Here is a 17,222-nt window from a genome sequence, read left to right as displayed (position 1 = left end):
CCTTATAGCTGCCAATCTACTTGTAGTATAGAGTGAAGAGAACACGCCCGCTTCCTGGAGAAGAAGAAAAAGTTGCACTTTTGTTCGCGGGACTATTGTAATTTCTTGGCGTAGCAATCTCTTGGCAGCCCGCCGTACATCGTTCGCGAAAATTGATAGGTGAAGCCGCAAGCCTCCAAATTGCGCAAGCTCGCTTTATTTTCCGGATGAACGGTAGAGTATAAATGCAAGCAGCCGTATTGGCGTGCAACCTGCTCTCTATGCTCATGGAATTTCCGCTGCAGGCCATTTCCGCGCGCCGATTCATGCACAACAGTGCCATCAAGCGATGCTACACGCAGCAGCTCATGCTGCGGCACACCGAACGAAGCGCCCAAATTATTTTCGCCAATGCCGGGAAAAATGATCGCAGAGTAGGCCACCAGCCGTTCATTCATAAAAGCGCCATACATTTCGCCCCGGTGGCTGATCAAAGCATGCAAATAATTGGCATCGTCGCCCGCATACAAGACCCGGTCCGGCAGCCTTGAGGCTACATCCTCGATAAAAGAGCACACAGCTTCCACGGCGTCGTGGCCCAGTCTGCGAATTTCAATTGTCATTTCTGTCAATCCTTTCAATGAATAAATAACAACAGCAAGCTTGCAATAAAAATGATAAAATAAAGAGTAATAGACGGGTTGACTTCATCAAACCCACAGCGGATGTACGCTGAATTCAACTCACAATGATGAAAGGCGGAACATTTATATGCGCGAACCATTTCTCATTCAGCCTACCACCTATACTGCCTTTGAGAATGAAACAGATATGATCGAGCAATGCAAACAGTGGGGATTGCTTTCCGAGAAAGCTGTCCGTGCCAAAACATTTTACTACAAAGGAAGCGGCATGAACACGCCCTGCACAATAATCGGCATCGCCGACCCGATAACAGCCGTGATCACGCTTGAGGATGGACGCGAGCATTGCATTCATCCTTCTTATTTGAAAGAAATGCAGGCATCGGCCTATGGACAAAAACAAACCAGCTTCCAAGCTGCTGCTGAAGACCAGATTGACAACGATGCTCCGGCAAGCCCGGCTGCTGAAGTGCCTGCAGTAGCGCCCAAACCCGCAGCTAATGACGCTCCATCCGCTACGGCTATTATCGCTCCGTCCGCTGCCGCTGCTCCTGAGCCCAAGCCGGCTGCAGCGCCCAAAAAAGCGCGAATTCCGAAGCTGCAATTGCCGGAAGGCAAAGTGAAAATGACAGCAACGGTCAAGGAGTTCACGACTGTGCCGAATCATTTTGCCGATCAGGATGATGAAGTCGTCGTATACGAAGCCGTCTCCATACTTGAGCCCGAGCCGCTGGAAGTTGGCGATGCGTGGTCCAGCTTTAGCGCCACCTTGAAAAAGCTTGAACTGCAGGAAGGCGATGTGCTCGTATTTGACTGCAAAATCGTCGCCAAAAAGCTGACCCGTCATCCGGTACCGTACAAAATCAACAATCCGGCAAAAATTCAAAAGCAAGAGCAAAACTGAATAATTTTATAATGACCGCTGGCACTTCTGGTGCCGGCGGTTTCATACCGACAAAAAAAAGCTGCCCCAGTTAAACAAACAGGACAGCCCGGTTCATTTTCAATTCGTATCTCCCACATAGCGTCTCGAATAGTCGCCGTTCATAAGCGCCTTGACCAGCCCGGCTGGATAGAGCCGAATTTGATCAAGCTGCCGCAGCTCAATCCATTCAACCCCCACCTGATCCTCATCGGGATTGCTGCTTCGCCACTCGCTTGCTTCAATCTCTTCCCCGTCGAGCTCGCACTCAAAGTAAAACTCGACCTGATGAAGGTCGCCATCCCACTTGGCAAACTGATGATTTTTGGCAATGTATTCCCGCACAAACAGCAAATCCTTTACGATTACCTTGCAGCCGACTTCTTCCATACATTCACGGACTACAGCATCCTTCAGCTCTTCCCCCTTTTCCTGACCGCCGCCCGGAAACAAATAAAAATATCCGTCCCGATCCTCATTTTTCGTCAATAGCACTTTATGATCGTGAATAATGACTGCTTTGGCCGAATTGCGAATCGGTCGTCCATTGCTTTCCATCTTCTCCTTCTACTCCCTTCGTTATTGATCTCTGACTCAATATAACATTAACGAGGGGCGTTGTCGTCAACCCAAGGCTTAATTGACTGACAACCTGTCAATTTATTTCTCCTCCAGGCCGACTTGCACCGGCACCTCGCTTCGCTTCACTTCCTGCCAATAGGTAACGCCGCGCAGCGGTGCGTCATACAGCATAATAATCGCGCCTTGATTCAGCTTTATGCCTGTTGTGAAAGATAACGTCTTCTCTTTCCCCTGCTCGCTGTAGGCCGTTACTTTATACTCGTAACGGTTGTTTTGATCCTGCTTTGCTTCTGTCTGACTAATCCGGGTGTAGTATACCGTCTTTCCTGCCGGATGATCCGGCCTTAGCTGGTCCGGGTTGTAGAAATAGATAGCTGCTGCTATAGCAACTGTCCCAATAACTGCGGTAATTGCGAGTATTTTTTTCATAAAAGTAACCTCCTTCAATAAAATCATTTATGCGATAACGTCCGTTGATTTCAGTTTGCGAATAGCTGCAACGGAAACGATAAATAAAAATATAACGTTCATTACGACGAACAGGCCGCTTTCCGAGGCGCTCAGCGGTTCCTGGCTTAATGCGCCCATTCCGATCGTCAGCAGCGAATACGGAAAAAACATGCCTGCCTTGGCGACATACATGCCCAATCCGACAAACACGGCACAAATGCTGATGCCAATGGGTACAGCAAAGCTGCGAATACGCAGCGACAGCCATAACTGAATCGCAGCAATCGTTATCGATGCCAGCCACCCTCTGGCGACCCAGCCGGCGATTTCCCCAGGCAGCGGGAACGATAGACCGAACAGCAGGCCCGCTCCGGCATAGAGCGCTGTAAAAAACAAATGCACAACTAACAGCAGCAGCGTCACGACGACAAGCTTGGCGATAAATACAAAGGATACAGGCAGCGGCGCCGTCATGACCGCGTTCCAATTTTTATTCACATGCTCCAGCCGGCATACAAACGCGCAGCATATCGCAATTAATACCGGCAAGAAAAATTCGCCGTAGAACAGACAGACCTGGGTCCATAGACTGTACCAGCCATTTTGCAATGCTTGCTGGTTGAAATAGTAGTTGACGGAACCGATCATGACGCCAATGAGCGGTAGTATGAACAATATAAGCCACATGCGGGTACGGCGCAGCTTCAGCCATTCGGCGCGTATACATCTCGTTAGCATAAGAGACCCTCCTTCACCTTATACATCCTGCCGGGAAACATGAAGCATCCCCGCTGCATAGCATACCAGCCCTGCCGCTATTACGATGATGAGCAATTGGCCATCTATCTGCCGGCCGATAATATGCATCGTCTCCTGCTCGTAGCTGTATGCTACCGGACTAAGACCGGTATAGTAAGTCCAAATAAAGATACGGCGTACAAATAGCGGAAACATATCGGCCGTCATGCCGATAAACCCGCCGATCATCCCGAGACACAGACCGAAGGCTTGATTTTTGACCGCTAATGCAAGCCATTGCTGCAAAGCCAGCACGACCATCGACGTCAGCAGCGTGCCGGCGACAAACCTTAGCAGCAGCATAGCCGGCAGCACTTGTTCAAAGCCGTTCACAAGGCCAAAGCTGGCGATTCCAGCCGTTTGCACGACTATGGCCAGCAGCATGAGCAAGCAGGCACATCCATATTTCGCCCCATAGATATGGCCGCGTTTGACGGATGCCGCCAGCAGCATTTTCCATGTATCCCCTTTGTGCTCCATATCGCACACCCGCGAGGCAACGACTGCGGCAATAATCGGGAGGAAAAGACCATTCATCGAAGAGACGGTCACTAGTACGATCTCCCAGCCTGCACTGTCCGGATTGCGGGAAAGCGACATCGTCACGGAAATGAATGCCCATGCCAGTTCCACCGCGAGAAACAGGAGGATCATCGGAATAATACGCTTTCTCCGCAGCTTGTAAAATTCGAGCCCGATCCATTTCATCAGAGGCTTTTCTCCTTTCCCGTCAGTTCAAGAAAGATGCTCTCCAGGCTTTGCTTATGCTCCTCAATGCGAACGACATCGATGCCTGCCTGCACGAGCAAACGGTTGGCCCGGGCCGCCTCGCTGTCTGTCATGCCATTGAAATGCATGGCCGGCTGCTTGCCGATTATGCCGGCCAGCGGCACGATGCCGCTGTCAAACAACAGCCGCGCCGCTGCTGCATCATTCATCGTGCGAATCGAAATCGCGGATTGCTTCTTGCTGCGCAGCTCCTCCATGCTGCCCTGGAACAACAGCTTGCCATTGCCTATAATACCGACCGAGGTGGCGATTTGCTCGATTTCGGACAACAGATGGCTGGAGATCAGCACCGTAATGCCGTAACGCTGCGGCAGCGACCGGATCAGCTCGCGAATTTCGCCGATACCGGCCGGATCGAGACCGTTCGTCGGCTCATCGAGAATAAGCAGTCGCGGAAATGCGATCAGCGCCATAGCAATTCCGAGCCGCTGCTTCATGCCAAGCGAATATTGCCCGACCTTTTTATCCTTATGCTTGTCCAGACGGACAATCTGCAGCGCCTCCATTACATTTTTATCCGGTACGTTGCGTAGCTGCTGCATGATGCGCATATTTTCCAGACCTGTCAGATGTCCGTAATAAGAAGGCGATTCGATCAGTGAACCGGTCTCCTGCAAAATTTTTCGGCGATTGCTGTTTAACGCTTTGCCGAATATGGCAATCTGTCCCGATGTCGGTTTCGCCAGTCCGAGCAGCATTTTCAGCGTAGTCGATTTCCCCGCTCCATTCGGCCCGAGGAAGCCGTATACTTCACCTTCGTAAACGGTGAGATTGACATGGTTAACCCGATATTCGCCATCATATCGTTTGCATAAATCTCGGGTAGCTACAATTGTGTTCATCCGCTCGCTCCTATCTTTGTTTGTTTGCATCCGCCTTCAGTTTCTCACCGTTACCCTACAGCCCCCTGAAGGCTGCCTTACGCTAACCTTAAATATGGGCAGCTGGGCAAAGACAGACTGAAATAACGGCAGTTAAATTGGTATAATGGATGAAGGAGGGAGTTATCATGGTGGAGGATATGAAGTTTCGCAAACTGTTAATCGTAGACGATGAACCGGAAATCCGCAATATGATCGACAGCTATTTGCGCAAGGAAGGCTTCTCGCGCATTTTTCATGCCGCAAGCTGCAAAGAAGCAATGGCTGTTTGTCTCTCTGATAAGCCTGATATCGCGATCTTTGACATTATGCTGCCGGATGGCGACGGGTTTGAATTGTTGACAGCGGTACGCCGGCACTCTAATATGCCGGTGCTCTTCCTTTCTGCCAGAGGAGAAGATGAGGATCGGCTGCTGGGGCTTGGTTTGGGGGCTGATGACTATATGGTGAAGCCGTTTTTGCCCCGGGAGCTGGCCCTGCGTCTGCTTATGATTTTGCGCCGGGTGTATGCCGTCCCTGTGATGGAGAAGCAGCCGATCTTCTCCCTTGGACAATGTACCGTTGATCTTGAAGGAGCGGTCGTGCGCAGCGAACGGGGAGAACAGCCTTTTACGGCGAAAGAGCATGCGCTACTGCTCAAGCTCTATGAAAACAGGGGGAAAATTGTGACGAGCGATGCTCTGTGCCAGGCGGTATGGGGAGATGACTATTATGGCTATGAAAATACATTAATGGTGCATATTCGCCGCATCAGGGAAAAAATCGAGGCAACGCCTTCTTCGCCTGTTTCGCTGCTTACCGTCCGCGGATTGGGTTACAAGCTGGCGAAGGAGGAATCGTAGCATTGAAAGGAACGGTTCGCGTTATCCGCCGTTTTGTCGGCGCATCCCTCATGATTTCCATTTTGCTGCTGCTGGTGAACATCGTCGTGCTGGGCATCTTTGTGTTCAAGGGGATGGACAGCGGAGAGCCGCCTGTCAAAGTGATCAAGCAGGTTGCGGCAGGGCTGCAATATAACGCGAACAGCAACAGCTATCAACTGTCGCCAGCAGCCGGGCAATTGCTGACCGACAACGGCGCCTGGGCCATGCTGCTCAATGAGCAGGGACAAGTCGTGTGGAACGAGGCGCTGCCTGCAGCGCTGAACCGCTCCTATACGCTGGTTGAGGTGGCGCAGTTTTCACGCCATTATTTGCAGCATTATCCGGTGTTCATCTGGGAACATCAGGCAGGACTCTTCGTCATGGGCTACCCGCCGGACAGTCTCGCCAAATATCCGCTCATTTTCACGGTCAGTTGGCTGCAAGACTTGCCGTTTCGCTCCATAGCCCTATTGATCGGCAATCTTATGCTCGCGCTGCTGCTGTCGCTTTGGATCGGCGCACGGCTTAGCAAATCCGTTACGCCGCTTGCTGCCGGCATCCACGCTTTAGCTGAGGAGCGTCAGGTCAATGTCGAGCCCAAAGGCGTATTAAGCGATCTGGCCAGTAGCATTAATCATACGTCACATCTGCTCCAGCATAAAAACAATTCACTGAAGGCAAGAGACGAAGCCCGCTCCAACTGGATCGCCGGCATTTCCCACGATATTCGCACCCCGTTATCGATCATGATGGGCTATGCCAGCGAACTGGAGGAAACAGTGTCCCTTGCGCCGGAGCAGCAGCGAAAAGCAGCAATTATCCGAACACAAGGCGAAAAGCTGCGTTCCCTTGTCCAGGATCTCAATCTCGTCTCCATGCTCGAATATGAAATGCAGCCTTTGCAGCGCAAACCGCTGCGCCTGTCGGCATTAGCCAGGCAATCGGCATCCGACTTTTTGAACAACGGGCTTGAAGAACCGTTTACTTTAACATTGGATATTCAGGACGAACAGCTCTTCGTACACGCCGATGAGAAGCTGCTGCTGCGGGCCATCGCCAATCTCATCAACAACAGTATGGCCCATAATGAGCAAGGCTGCCATATTATGCTGCAGGTGACGCCTGCACTGGACGATGACGAGTGCCGTCTTATTGTGGCAGATAACGGGAAAGGCATTGCCGCCGAAGAGCTGCCGGATTTATTGGAGCTTCCCTATGCCTCTACAAGAAAACGGAAGCTTGCCCACGGTCACGGGCTGGGCTTGCCGATGGTCGCCAGAATTGCCAAGGCGCATCAAGGCAGGCTGATTTTGACCAGCGATGCAGGCAGCGGCTTTAGTGCCGAGATGATCCTGCCTCGCGCCAGAGAAATACCGAATATCCGGATCAATTCAGATGATGATGTAGCCCGTGTAAGCCAGTAATATCCCTAATATGTAGCTGCCGAACAAATTGATGCCCAGCGGCAGCCATTTTTTTTGGCGCAGCAGCTGAATGTTTTCTACATTAAAGGTCGAAAACGTCGTATATGCTCCCATAAATCCGACGCCGAGCAGCAAGTAAGCCGAACCGCCGCTTCCCAGTGCCGCCAGCATCCCAAGAGCAAATGACCCGGACAAATTTATGACCATAATGACATAGGCGCTTGCAGCAGCCATTTGTTTTTTGACCCACAAGACGATCCCGTAGCGGGCGGCCGCACCGCAAAATCCGCCAAGCGCCACTAGCATTAGTGAAACCATCATAGCCGTGCCGCCTTTCCCGTCCGGTTCAGCCTGTCGGCTGCGCTAAATCCGAGCCAGGCAAACAACAATCCGCCAATCATGCTCATCAGCGTATAAAGCAGCGCTAAACCAGGCATGCCGTCTCTCATCAGTCCGATTGTCTCCACACTAAACGTAGAAAAAGTCGTAAACGAGCCGATCAAGCCGGTTCCAATGCCTAACCGCCAGCCTTCCGCCAGCCTAAGCCGATCCGCTAAATAGGCAGAAAACAGACTGAGCAGCAGACAGCCGGCCAAATTAATGAGCAGCGTCCCCCATGGAAACGGTGCCGCAAGCCAGTCCCGCATGCCAATGCCGATCAAGTAGCGCAAGCTGGCGCCGAGCATACCGAACAAGCCGACAATCATTATATTTTTCACAGCTGTGCACCTCCTGCCCCGAAATGAATTCATGGTACCAAAAAGGGCAGCAGGCGTCAACTTCAAACATTTTTTCACTTAATTAAAATTTCGGCCCACAAAATGCTGCACATTAATCGGCAGCTGATTCAAAATTTCTACACGATCGCCGTACTTGCCTAATGTTTTCTCCACAACGACATAATCCAAGCCCGGAATGACAATATCGTTCCATTGATTGCCTACCCCGCGCACCGCTACATCAAGCATGGTCACGATTTGTTCGCCCAGCGGCTCGTGCGAGTTCAACGTTATGGCGCCATAAAACTCCTGACATTCCGTATAGCCTGCATTATGCGTGCCGGTGTATGGCTTTTGCTTGGCCAAGTTGACCGGGCGGCCGATTCGCCTGGCCACTTCTTCCTCCCGGCTGGTAAAGTAGTCGACCAGCGCCTGTTCCTGCAGCTTTGCAGGCAATTTGTTGAGCGCCACATGCTTGTAGGCATCCAATCCGACTTTGAACGCTTCTTCGACAAAATCGATCCAAAACCGCTGATCCGGTGTAATATCGCGCGGATTTTTAACACAGACAACCGATGCCCGCTCACAGGCCGTCAAGCCGTCCCTCTTCGGCGCAACCCCGATATGGACAATATCTCCCTCCCGGATTTGGCGATTCAGCGCTTTGCCGATCAAGGTCCGGTTGGCAACGCCCGATGTGACCATAATGTCGAAGCCCATTTCTTCTACGCCCAGCTCATAGGCTATTGCGTAGCCCCACTGCGCAACCTGCGTTTCGTACATTCCCGGCCGCAGCACTGACAGCATCCCTTCCAGCATGACGCTCGCCAATTGGCTCGCTTCCTTAATAAGCTTCATCTCGGCGTCGGACTTCTCATATTTGATCTTGTAATAAAGCTCCTGGGCATCAACGATACGTTCTTCGCCGCCAGCATACTCGCGCAAAAATTCAAACATGCTGACAGGCAGCACTTCACGCGGAGTAAGCAGGCCGATCCGTTCCGGCTTTCCGCCGGCAGCTTTTTCAATGACATCCTCTACCCGCACCGCATCAATCGGATAATCCTCATCCGCCAGCTTGAGCATTTCAACCTTGTGCACTTCGCAGCCAGAACGATCCGCAAGCTGCTCGGCGATGTATCCGCCCTCAAGTCCGGCAAGAATAAAGAAGCCGTTTTTGCCGATGACGCCGGCAACCGGTTCAATGGAAATATTCGTATTGCCGCCCAAGTAAGGAACATCGCCATTGTAATGCTCATCGGAATAAACGACTGCACAACTCAGACCGGCCGCCTCCAGCGCATTGGCCACCTTCTGTCTGCGCGCTTGAAACTCTTCCTTGCTGATCCGAAATTGCTTGTCGAATTGCGGCGCATCCTGCAGCACCCCGGCAATAATTTCCGCTTCCCTTTTCCACTCTGTCATTCTGAACATCATCGGTACCTCTCCCGTCTGCTGGCATATTAGGCCAGTTTTTTCTTTTGTCTGCTGTAGTAATCCATCCAGACAGCGAATACAAGAATCGCGCCCTTCACAATGAATTGCCAATACGTATCCAAATTCATAATGCTCATGCCGTTATCCAGACTGGCCATGACAAGTGCGCCAATAATAGCTCCGGCGATCGTTCCCGTGCCGCCCATCAAGCTCGTGCCGCCGATAACACAAGCGGCTATGGCGTCGAGCTCATACGTATTGCCGGCATTCATCGTAGCCGCATTCAGTCTCGCCGTCAGAATAAGACCGGCGATAGCCGCTAACGTGTTGCACAATATAAACACCAGCAGCAATCTTCTTTTGATCGGAATACCTGACAGCCTTGCCGCCTCGGCATTGCCGCCAATAGCATAAATATGCCGGCCAAATACGGTGCTTTTGGCAATGAATGTAAAGAGCAGCGCGATACAAATAACAAACACAAATGGCACCGGGATGCCCAAGTATTGGTTCATTAACAGAACAAAGCCCAGAATGAACACGGTGTAGCCGATTGCTTTGATGATGTTGACCGATACAGGCTCCACTTGAAAGCCATACCGCATTCGCGACGCGCGCTTGCGGATCATCCCGGCAATGGCCAGCAGGACGGCGACTGCACCGAGCGTCATTCCGAGCGCAGGCGTGACATAAGCTGTGCCGATCGCCTTAAAGTCAGGCGACAGGCCGGCTACCGTCTGGCTGCCGCTAATGCCGAGCAAAATTCCCCGGTAAATCAGCATCCCGCCTAACGTTACAATGAAGGCCGGCACCGCCCGGTAAGCGACCATCCACCCTTGAAACAAGCCGATGACAGCCCCTAATGCGACTACGATAATAATTACGGGAATGGTGTTCCAGTCATACCACACATTGAGGATCGCGCTGACGCCGCCGGTCAAGCCGACAATCGAGCCGACCGACAAATCGATATGTCCGGCGACGATGACGAGCACCATTCCTATGGCAAGTACAGAGGTGACCGACATTTGCAAAAATAAATTCGATAAATTTCGCGGCGTCAAAAAAGAATCGTTCAATATGGTGAACAGCAGCCAGATCAGCACAAGCGCACCAATCATCGTATAGGCTCGCATATCGAGCTTGAGCCATTGCAGGCGTCTGTCAGCCTTGACCTCGCGCTGCTCCACGCCAGCTATTTTTGTATTCATTTTACAGCTTACCTCCTCCCCCGCCTGTAGCCGCGGTCATAATCCGTTCTTGCGTCGCTTCTGCATGCGCAAACTCTGCGGTGCATTTCCCTTCACTCAGCACCAAGATGCGATGACTCATCCCAAGCACTTCCGGCAGCTCAGAGGAAATCATAATGATGGCCACTCCTTCGCGAATCAGCTCATTCATAATGTTGTAAATTTCAAATTTCGCTCCGACATCGATGCCGCGTGTCGGCTCATCCAGAATAAGCACTTTAGGTCTTGTCATCAGCCATTTGCCAATGACCACCTTTTGCTGGTTGCCCCCGCTTAAAGTGCCGACTGTCGTCTCGATCGAGTTGGCCTTCACGCGCAATGACTGAAAATAAGACTGCACTGAACGCACCTCTTGATTCGTATCGACGATCCCCCAGCTTGAGAGCGCCTTCAAACTTGATAAAGCAATATTTTGCTGAATGCTCATGCCCAGAACGAGCCCGTACTTTTTACGGTCCTCGGAGACGAGCGCAAGGCCCGCTTCTGTCGCTTGCCCGGTGCTGCGAATGCGCACCGGGCGGCCCTCGATTTCCACCTCTCCGGTTGCCCCGGAGCCATAAGCGCCAAACAATCCCATCACCAGCTCAGTGCGGCCAGCGCCCATTAGACCGGCAATTCCTAATATCTCCCCTCGCCGCACATGAAAAGATACGTTATCCACCTGCTTTTTGCCCGGGCGATCCGGATCGAGCACCGAAAAATTGCGCACCTGCAGCACGATATCGCCAAGCTGCGGTTCGATGCGAGGAAAACGTTCCTTCAGCTCCCGTCCGACCATTAAAGAAATGACCCGATCCTCATTCAGAGCGGCAGCGCGCTCGGTAGCAACCGTGCAGCCATCGCGCAAAATGGTAATCGTATCGGCGATCTCGAACACTTCGTTCAATTTATGCGAAATGTAGATGCAGCTGACGCCACGCTGCCGAAAATCTTGCAAAATCGCCAGTAAAATATCTACTTCTGTCTCCGTCAAAGCTGCAGTCGGCTCATCCAGAATGAGAATGCTGGCCTTTTTGGATAACGCCTTCGCGATTTCCACAAGCTGCTGCTGCCCGACACCGAGCGAGCCGGTAATCGTGTCCGGACTAACGCCCTTTAGCCCCACTTCAGCCAGCCAGCGCTCACTCTCCTTATAGACGCGATCCCACTCGACCATTCCATATTTGACCGGCTCATTGCCGAGAAACAGATTTTCAGCCACGGTCATTTCTTTCACGAGCGCCAGTTCCTGATAGATGATGGCGATTCCTGCCTGCTCCGCATCTTTAATATGCTGAAACTGCTTCAGTTGGCCGTTAATTCGAATTTCTCCCTCATAGGTTCCTGCAGGATAAAGACCGCTCAACACCTTCATCAACGTCGATTTGCCGGCGCCGTTCTCGCCGCAGAGCGCGTGAATTTCCCCTTTCTCAACCTTAAACGTTACTTCATCGAGCGCCTTCACTCCGGGAAACTGCTTCGTGATTTGCCGCATCTCCAGCGCTTCAGCCATCAGAAAAGCCTCCTTACTTTACATTTTTGTAAACATCGGCTTTGGAGTGGAACTCATCGGCAATTACGGTGGCATCGATGTTGTCCTTGTCAACCGATATCGGCTCAAGCAACAGCGTCGGCACGTCGATTTTCCCGTTATTCGTCGTCGAATTTGTCTCGATTTTCTCATCTTTTGCTAATTTGATGGCTAATTCGGCAGCTGTGGACGCCAAGTTTTTGATCGGCGTATAGATCGTCATCGTCTGGGTGCCTTCTACAATACGTTGACAAGCAGCCAGCTCGGCATCCTGACCGGACACCGGAATTTTGCCGGCGAGATTTTGCGCTGTCAGCGCCTGAATGGCGCCGCCAGCCGTACCGTCATTGGTGGCAATAACCGCATCAATCGCATTTTTGTTCGCGGTCAGCGCATTTTCCATGTTGGCCATGGCCACCGCCGGGCTCCAGTCCTTCGTCCACTGATCAAAAACAATTTGAATATCTCCCTTGTCTACGAGCGGCTGCAAAATATTCATTTGTCCTTCTTTGTACAAATGAGCGCTATAATCGGTATCCGCGCCTTCGATAAGCACATATTTGCCTTTCGGCACTCGCTCGACAATCGCCTTCGCCTGCATCTCCCCGATCATGATGCTGTCGAAGGAAATGTACAGATCGACATCCGAATTTTTGATGACGCGATCGTACGCCACTACTTTTACGTCAGCTGCATGTGCCTTCTCAACAATTGCGGCAGCCGCTTCAGAATTGTGAGGGATGACAACCAGCACGTCGACTCCCTGGCTAATCAGGTTTTCCGCTTGGGCAATTTGTTTGGCATCATCGCTGTTAGCCGACTGTACAAGCACCTCTGCCCCAAGCTCTTCCGCCTTTTCCACAAAATAATCGCGATCGCGTTGCCAGCGCTCCTCCTGCAGCGTATCCATCGAAAAGCCGATTTTCAGTTTCTTGTCGGCGCCACCCTCACTCTTTCCAGTTTGCTTAGATGTCTTGCTGGCCGCTCCGTTGCCGCTCTGTTCGCCTGTCGTGCACGCTGTCACTGCCAGCAGGAGCACTAACGCTGCAGCTAAAAGATTAAATGCTTTCATATAAATCCCCCTTCCCTCAAACATCGTGTAGTTTTGGATTGCCTCTTTACTGTAACAGGGATCTCCAAGATGTGTACGCGCTTTCAATAGTACTTTTTTGCGAACGCTAGCATTTTTTAGCGCCCGACCTTGTTACGGTATTCAGTAGGGGAGATTCCGCAGTGCCGCTTAAACGCCCTGCTAAAATAATTCGGATCGTGATAACCGACCTCAATCGCGATTTGCTTCAAGCTTTTATCCGGATCTTGGATGAGTTGTTTCGCTTTGTTCATCCGGCATTCGGTCAAAAATTCAATATAGTTCACGCCGAACCGTTCTTTAAACAGCTTGCTCACATAGTACGGACTGCGCTGCACATGCTCAGCTATCGCTTCCAATGACACTGTCTTATGTGCGTTGTGCTGTACATATTGCCTCATCGTTTGATACAAGTCAGACTCCTCTTCTGGACTCGCCGCCCGGCAGCATTCCATCATCGACCCATATTTCAGCCCGGCGATGTCTTCATGTTCATAAAAACAATGACCGGACGGCAAATCCGGATTTACAGAAGCAAGCAGCGCTTCCTGATAAGATTGCATGATCGTATTAAGTGAAGGCTGCATCCGGCCGATTCCCACAAACGCTTTGTATTGCCCCCGCTGCGCGCCAAACAGCTGCAGCAGCAGCCGCACAGCCGAGGCTGCCTGCGAGCGCCATGACTGTCCTTTTTCTGCAAACATAATGATCGGAATTTGCCTTCCGGACATGGCGCCGACCCAACCTTGATGATCCCGAAGAAAACGCGCTTTTATCCGTCTATATAACTGATCAGCCTCTTGCTTCTCTTCTTCAGCCTCTCCTTTCCAAGCAACCGAAACGACCATCACAAAGGCTTGCTCTGTATAACGCTTGCCAAACCAGGTAAGCAGCTCTTCCCGCTGCACTTCATGGACATGACCAAACAGCAGCTGAGCCACAAGATCAGCCTCGACAATTGGGTAAAGCTGCTTATGCCGCCGCTGCTGCGCTTGATCGGCCTGCACGCGCTCTAGGACTTGCCGGACAGTCGCAACAATCGCCGCAGGTTTGCTTGGCTTCAGTATATAGTCTCTCACTTCCATTTGCAGAGCTTGCCGGGCATAATCGAAAGTGTCGTAAGCGGACACGATAATAATCGCCAGCTGCGGCTGCGTTTCGCGAATTTGCCGAATAGCCGCCAGGCCGTCCAGGCCGGGCATTTGTATATCCATTAGTACCAGATCGGGCTGGAGATCCTTTGTCAGTTCGACTGCCTGGCGGCCATTTTCCGCTTCCCCGACGATTTCTACATCCGGCAGCTCTTGCTCCAGTATGCGGCGCAAGGCCATCCGCTCAATTTGTTCGTCATCGGCAATTAATAGTCTCATCATTGCGAATGCTCCTCCTTATTTTTCGGCAGCAGCAGCCGAATACAGGTCCCGCCTGATCGCCGCTGTGCAATCTCAATGACATCCTGCCTGCTGTAAAATAGCCGCAAGCGGCGAATGACATTGGCAATGCCGATACCGGTCGAATGTCCTTTATACGGACGCGGCTTGCTCTCCTGCGGCTCTTCTTGATCGTGAAGCAGCGCCGCGACGGTCTCGGGAGCTATGCCCGGGCCAGTATCCGAAATTTCTACGATAACCTGCAGCGGCTGATCGCGAATTTCCACTTTGATCGCACCGCCCCCCTCAAAAGGTTCAATCGCATGAATGCAGGCATTTTCCACAAATGGCTGCAGCGTCATTCCCGGCACGGCAAAATCAAGCGCCTGCTCATCGAAAAGCAGCGAATACTGAACGCGCTCGCCGAATCTCGCCTGCTGTATGGCAAAATAGTCCTCCAAGCCGCTTAGCTCACTTCGCAAAGTCACTGCCGTATCAAGTGTTTTCAAATTGTAACGCAGCAGTCCGGACACCGCTACAATCAGGTCGCTCGTCTCCTGCGCCCCCTCCAAAAAAGCCTTTTTCGACAAAATATTTAATGTGTTAAACAAAAAATGCGGATTAATTTGATTTTGCAGACTTTTCAGCTCACTTTCTTTCAGCAGCAGCTTGTGCGCCTGCAAATCCCGCTCAATCTGCGCTTTTACCCTCATCTCATCAATGAAGCTGCGAATATTGCTGCGCATGCGATCGATCGTATCCGCCAAAAATTGAATTTCGTCATTTGTTCGCACTTGGATGTTGCGATCAAAATTGCCGCGGGCAATTTCCCTTGCGGCAACTGTCAGCTGCAACAGCGGTCCTGTAATATTACTGGAAAATTTATAGAATAGGAGCAGCACCATAAACAACGTCACCGCCACTGTTCCAAAGCTCATCATTCTTAGCTTGCTGCTCTGCCGAATCATATTCTCATAAAAGGAATTATAGGTCGTCAGCTCACGGCTGAGCAGGGATAAGGTCGTTTCTGAGATGTAATTCGATATTTTAGCCGCTTCCTCTAGATGCATCTCCGCAATTGTACTCTGCTTTTGCCTAAATGCAGACATCGTCAGCTCCATTTCCTCCATCTGACTAGTCATCATCCGATCATAATTTTTTAAGAGAATGGCATTATCGGCATTTTGCAGCTCCGGCAGCTGCGCTTGAGCGGCAGCAATCGCTTTACTCGTTGCCTCGATACCTGATTCTGCGCCAATATCCGGATCGCTCAATAATTTGTTCAAATCTGCAATCGCTTGTTTACTTAGCTGTGACAGCTGATTCATCAGCATATAGCGCTGTAAAATATGATTGTAGTTTTCAACTGTTTTCTGATTGGAGTAGCTCATCAGCAGCCAGACGAGCAGCATAATAATCCAAATAACTGCAAGCAAAAAGATGATTTTTTTACGGATTGAGTTCATCGCTGTTCGCCTCGCGTCATCATTTTGACAGGTGTGTAGTAGTTCAGAGCGAGCGGCACCGTTCGCCCTTCCAGCCAATCGAGCAGCAGCTGAACGCTTTTGGCGCCGATCTGCTGCGGATGCTGCTGCAGCATCGCCGAGATCAGACCGTCCTGCAGCCCCTTTGTCATCTCCGGACTTTCATCAAACACATAAATCGCAAAGTCTTGCAGTCGCCCCCTAGTTTTTACGATTTTCATAATGCTGCTGCCCGCCTCCGCCGTAAGTCCGATAAATGTCCGACATTCCGGATATTGATTGAGCAGTTCATTTGTTTCATAATCGCTTAAATTGCCCTTTACTTCTTTATAGGCAATCTTTTTGAGTTCCATATCCGGGTGTTTGGCAAACGCCTCCTTTAGCCCTTGTTTACGCAATTGCTGAAAATTTGCCGCTTTGCTTCCATTCACAATCGCTACCATTCCTGTCCCCTTCAGATCAGTTGCAATTCGCTCGCCAAGCGTAACACCTTCCCGAAAATGGTCAGCGCCCACATATGTTTTGCGCAAACTATCCGGTGCATCAGTCACGACTGTTATTACGGGGATACCTTTTTGCGATGCCTTGCTTACCATTTGCACAAACTCAGGCGTGTCCTCTCCCTGCACAATAATGCCGTCCACTTTGGCGGCAATCGACATATCCATTTGCTTCAAATATTCACTGCTGCTTGCCGGAAAGGGCTCACGAAAATCGATGGCGATCCCCTGCTTCGCCGCGGCCCCCGCCACTCCCTTCCTTACTTCATGCCAGAATGGACTTCCCGCATCGCCCGAAATAAAAACGAGTCGAGATCCATTCGTCTGTAAGGAGACTTCCTGACGCGGAACAATGACCGAGTAGCCCTGAAGCGCCTGCCACGTAATGTGAACAAATAGCAGCAAAGCTGCTGCGCTGCCGGCAACTAACGCCGTTAAAATTATTTTTTTCAACTGGCTGCTCCTTTCTTTTTCTTCATGAATGCGGTTTCATTTATTATGCTTGAAAACCTATTCTAGTCAGGATACAA

18 protein-coding genes are annotated in these 17,222 nt (G+C 51.1%); 3 read left to right on the top strand and 15 right to left on the bottom strand.

The window, feature by feature from the left end; translation table 11 throughout:
• Nucleotides 1–92: 92 nt before the first annotated feature.
• Nucleotides 93–602, bottom strand: coding sequence for a GNAT family N-acetyltransferase (locus tag ACFQ0N_RS00835; protein ID WP_379322448.1), 510 nt, complete (start codon nt 600–602; stop codon nt 93–95).
• Nucleotides 603–750: 148 nt separating this feature from the next.
• Between ACFQ0N_RS00835 and ACFQ0N_RS00830 the strand changes: the two genes are divergently transcribed.
• Nucleotides 751–1,527: a hypothetical protein gene (locus ACFQ0N_RS00830; RefSeq protein WP_379322447.1), complete on the top strand. Its 777-nt coding sequence runs from the start codon at nt 751–753 to the stop codon at nt 1,525–1,527.
• A 99-nt stretch (nt 1,528–1,626) separates the two neighbouring features.
• Here ACFQ0N_RS00830 and ACFQ0N_RS00825 read toward each other — a convergent pair whose 3' ends face one another.
• From ACFQ0N_RS00825 to ACFQ0N_RS00805, 5 genes are all read right to left on the bottom strand, one after another.
• Nucleotides 1,627–2,103, bottom strand: coding sequence for an NUDIX domain-containing protein (locus ACFQ0N_RS00825; RefSeq protein WP_379322446.1), 477 nt, complete (start codon nt 2,101–2,103; stop codon nt 1,627–1,629).
• Nucleotides 2,104–2,205: 102 nt separating this feature from the next.
• On the bottom strand, nt 2,206–2,556 hold the full coding sequence (locus ACFQ0N_RS00820; RefSeq protein WP_379322445.1) for a YxeA family protein: 351 nt from the start codon (nt 2,554–2,556) through the stop codon (nt 2,206–2,208).
• 27 nt (nt 2,557–2,583) lie between these two features.
• The gene (locus ACFQ0N_RS00815; RefSeq protein WP_379322444.1) at nt 2,584–3,315 is read right to left on the bottom strand and encodes an ABC transporter permease; all 732 of its coding nucleotides are present in this window, start codon (nt 3,313–3,315) and stop codon (nt 2,584–2,586) included.
• An 18-nt stretch (nt 3,316–3,333) separates the two neighbouring features.
• Entirely contained in the window at nt 3,334–4,083 is a 750-nt protein-coding gene (locus ACFQ0N_RS00810) for an ABC transporter permease (protein ID WP_379322443.1), read from the bottom strand.
• The gene (locus ACFQ0N_RS00805; protein ID WP_379322442.1) at nt 4,083–5,006 is read right to left on the bottom strand and encodes an ABC transporter ATP-binding protein; all 924 of its coding nucleotides are present in this window, start codon (nt 5,004–5,006) and stop codon (nt 4,083–4,085) included. Before ACFQ0N_RS00805 ends, ACFQ0N_RS00810 begins: the two co-directional genes overlap by 1 nt.
• A 170-nt stretch (nt 5,007–5,176) precedes the next feature.
• Between ACFQ0N_RS00805 and ACFQ0N_RS00800 the strand changes: the two genes are divergently transcribed.
• Both ACFQ0N_RS00800 and ACFQ0N_RS00795 read left to right on the top strand, forming a co-directional pair.
• On the top strand, nt 5,177–5,887 hold the full coding sequence (locus tag ACFQ0N_RS00800; RefSeq protein ID WP_379322973.1) for a response regulator transcription factor: 711 nt from the start codon (nt 5,177–5,179) through the stop codon (nt 5,885–5,887).
• 2 nt (nt 5,888–5,889) lie between these two features.
• Nucleotides 5,890–7,332: a sensor histidine kinase gene (locus ACFQ0N_RS00795; RefSeq protein ID WP_379322441.1), complete on the top strand. Its 1,443-nt coding sequence runs from the start codon at nt 5,890–5,892 to the stop codon at nt 7,330–7,332.
• Here the strand turns inward: ACFQ0N_RS00795 and ACFQ0N_RS00790 are convergent.
• The 9 genes from ACFQ0N_RS00790 to ACFQ0N_RS00750 all read right to left on the bottom strand — a co-directional run bounded on the left by ACFQ0N_RS00790 (nt 7,300) and on the right by ACFQ0N_RS00750 (nt 17,145).
• The gene (locus tag ACFQ0N_RS00790; RefSeq protein ID WP_379322440.1) at nt 7,300–7,653 is read right to left on the bottom strand and encodes a fluoride efflux transporter FluC; all 354 of its coding nucleotides are present in this window, start codon (nt 7,651–7,653) and stop codon (nt 7,300–7,302) included. The two genes, ACFQ0N_RS00795 and ACFQ0N_RS00790, sit on opposite strands and share 33 nt — an antisense overlap.
• On the bottom strand, nt 7,650–8,051 hold the full coding sequence (crcB, locus tag ACFQ0N_RS00785; protein ID WP_379322439.1) for a fluoride efflux transporter CrcB: 402 nt from the start codon (nt 8,049–8,051) through the stop codon (nt 7,650–7,652). The genes ACFQ0N_RS00790 and crcB overlap by 4 nt, the downstream gene beginning before the upstream one ends.
• Before the next feature lie 78 nt (nt 8,052–8,129).
• The gene (locus ACFQ0N_RS00780; RefSeq protein WP_379322438.1) at nt 8,130–9,488 is read right to left on the bottom strand and encodes a M24 family metallopeptidase; all 1,359 of its coding nucleotides are present in this window, start codon (nt 9,486–9,488) and stop codon (nt 8,130–8,132) included.
• Nucleotides 9,489–9,514: 26 nt separating this feature from the next.
• Complete coding sequence (locus ACFQ0N_RS00775; protein ID WP_379322437.1) at nt 9,515–10,699, bottom strand: sugar ABC transporter permease; 1,185 nt, start codon at nt 10,697–10,699, stop codon at nt 9,515–9,517.
• Nucleotide 10,700: 1 nt separating this feature from the next.
• Nucleotides 10,701–12,230 carry a xylose ABC transporter ATP-binding protein gene (locus ACFQ0N_RS00770; protein ID WP_379322436.1) on the bottom strand — a complete coding sequence of 510 codons (1,530 nt, stop codon included), beginning with the start codon at nt 12,228–12,230 and terminating at the stop codon, nt 10,701–10,703.
• Nucleotides 12,231–12,243: 13 nt separating this feature from the next.
• A complete protein-coding gene (xylF, locus tag ACFQ0N_RS00765; protein WP_379322435.1) occupies nt 12,244–13,320 on the bottom strand; it encodes a D-xylose ABC transporter substrate-binding protein in 1,077 nt (358 codons plus the stop codon).
• A gap of 116 nt (nt 13,321–13,436) precedes the next feature.
• Nucleotides 13,437–14,711, bottom strand: a complete 1,275-nt coding sequence (locus tag ACFQ0N_RS00760; RefSeq protein WP_379322434.1) for a response regulator — start codon at nt 14,709–14,711, stop codon at nt 13,437–13,439.
• Nucleotides 14,708–16,174: a sensor histidine kinase gene (locus ACFQ0N_RS00755; protein ID WP_379322433.1), complete on the bottom strand. Its 1,467-nt coding sequence runs from the start codon at nt 16,172–16,174 to the stop codon at nt 14,708–14,710. Before ACFQ0N_RS00755 ends, ACFQ0N_RS00760 begins: the two co-directional genes overlap by 4 nt.
• Nucleotides 16,171–17,145: a substrate-binding domain-containing protein gene (locus ACFQ0N_RS00750; RefSeq protein ID WP_379322432.1), complete on the bottom strand. Its 975-nt coding sequence runs from the start codon at nt 17,143–17,145 to the stop codon at nt 16,171–16,173. The genes ACFQ0N_RS00755 and ACFQ0N_RS00750 overlap by 4 nt, the downstream gene beginning before the upstream one ends.
• Nucleotides 17,146–17,222: the final 77 nt, after the last annotated feature.

It is taken from the genome of Paenibacillus sp. GCM10027626 (genome assembly GCF_042676285.1).
Taxonomy (GTDB): Bacteria; Bacillota; Bacilli; order Paenibacillales; family Paenibacillaceae; genus Paenibacillus_Z.
Note: the sequence above shows the minus strand (reverse complement) of the source record. Positions and strands in the feature narration are given on the sequence as shown.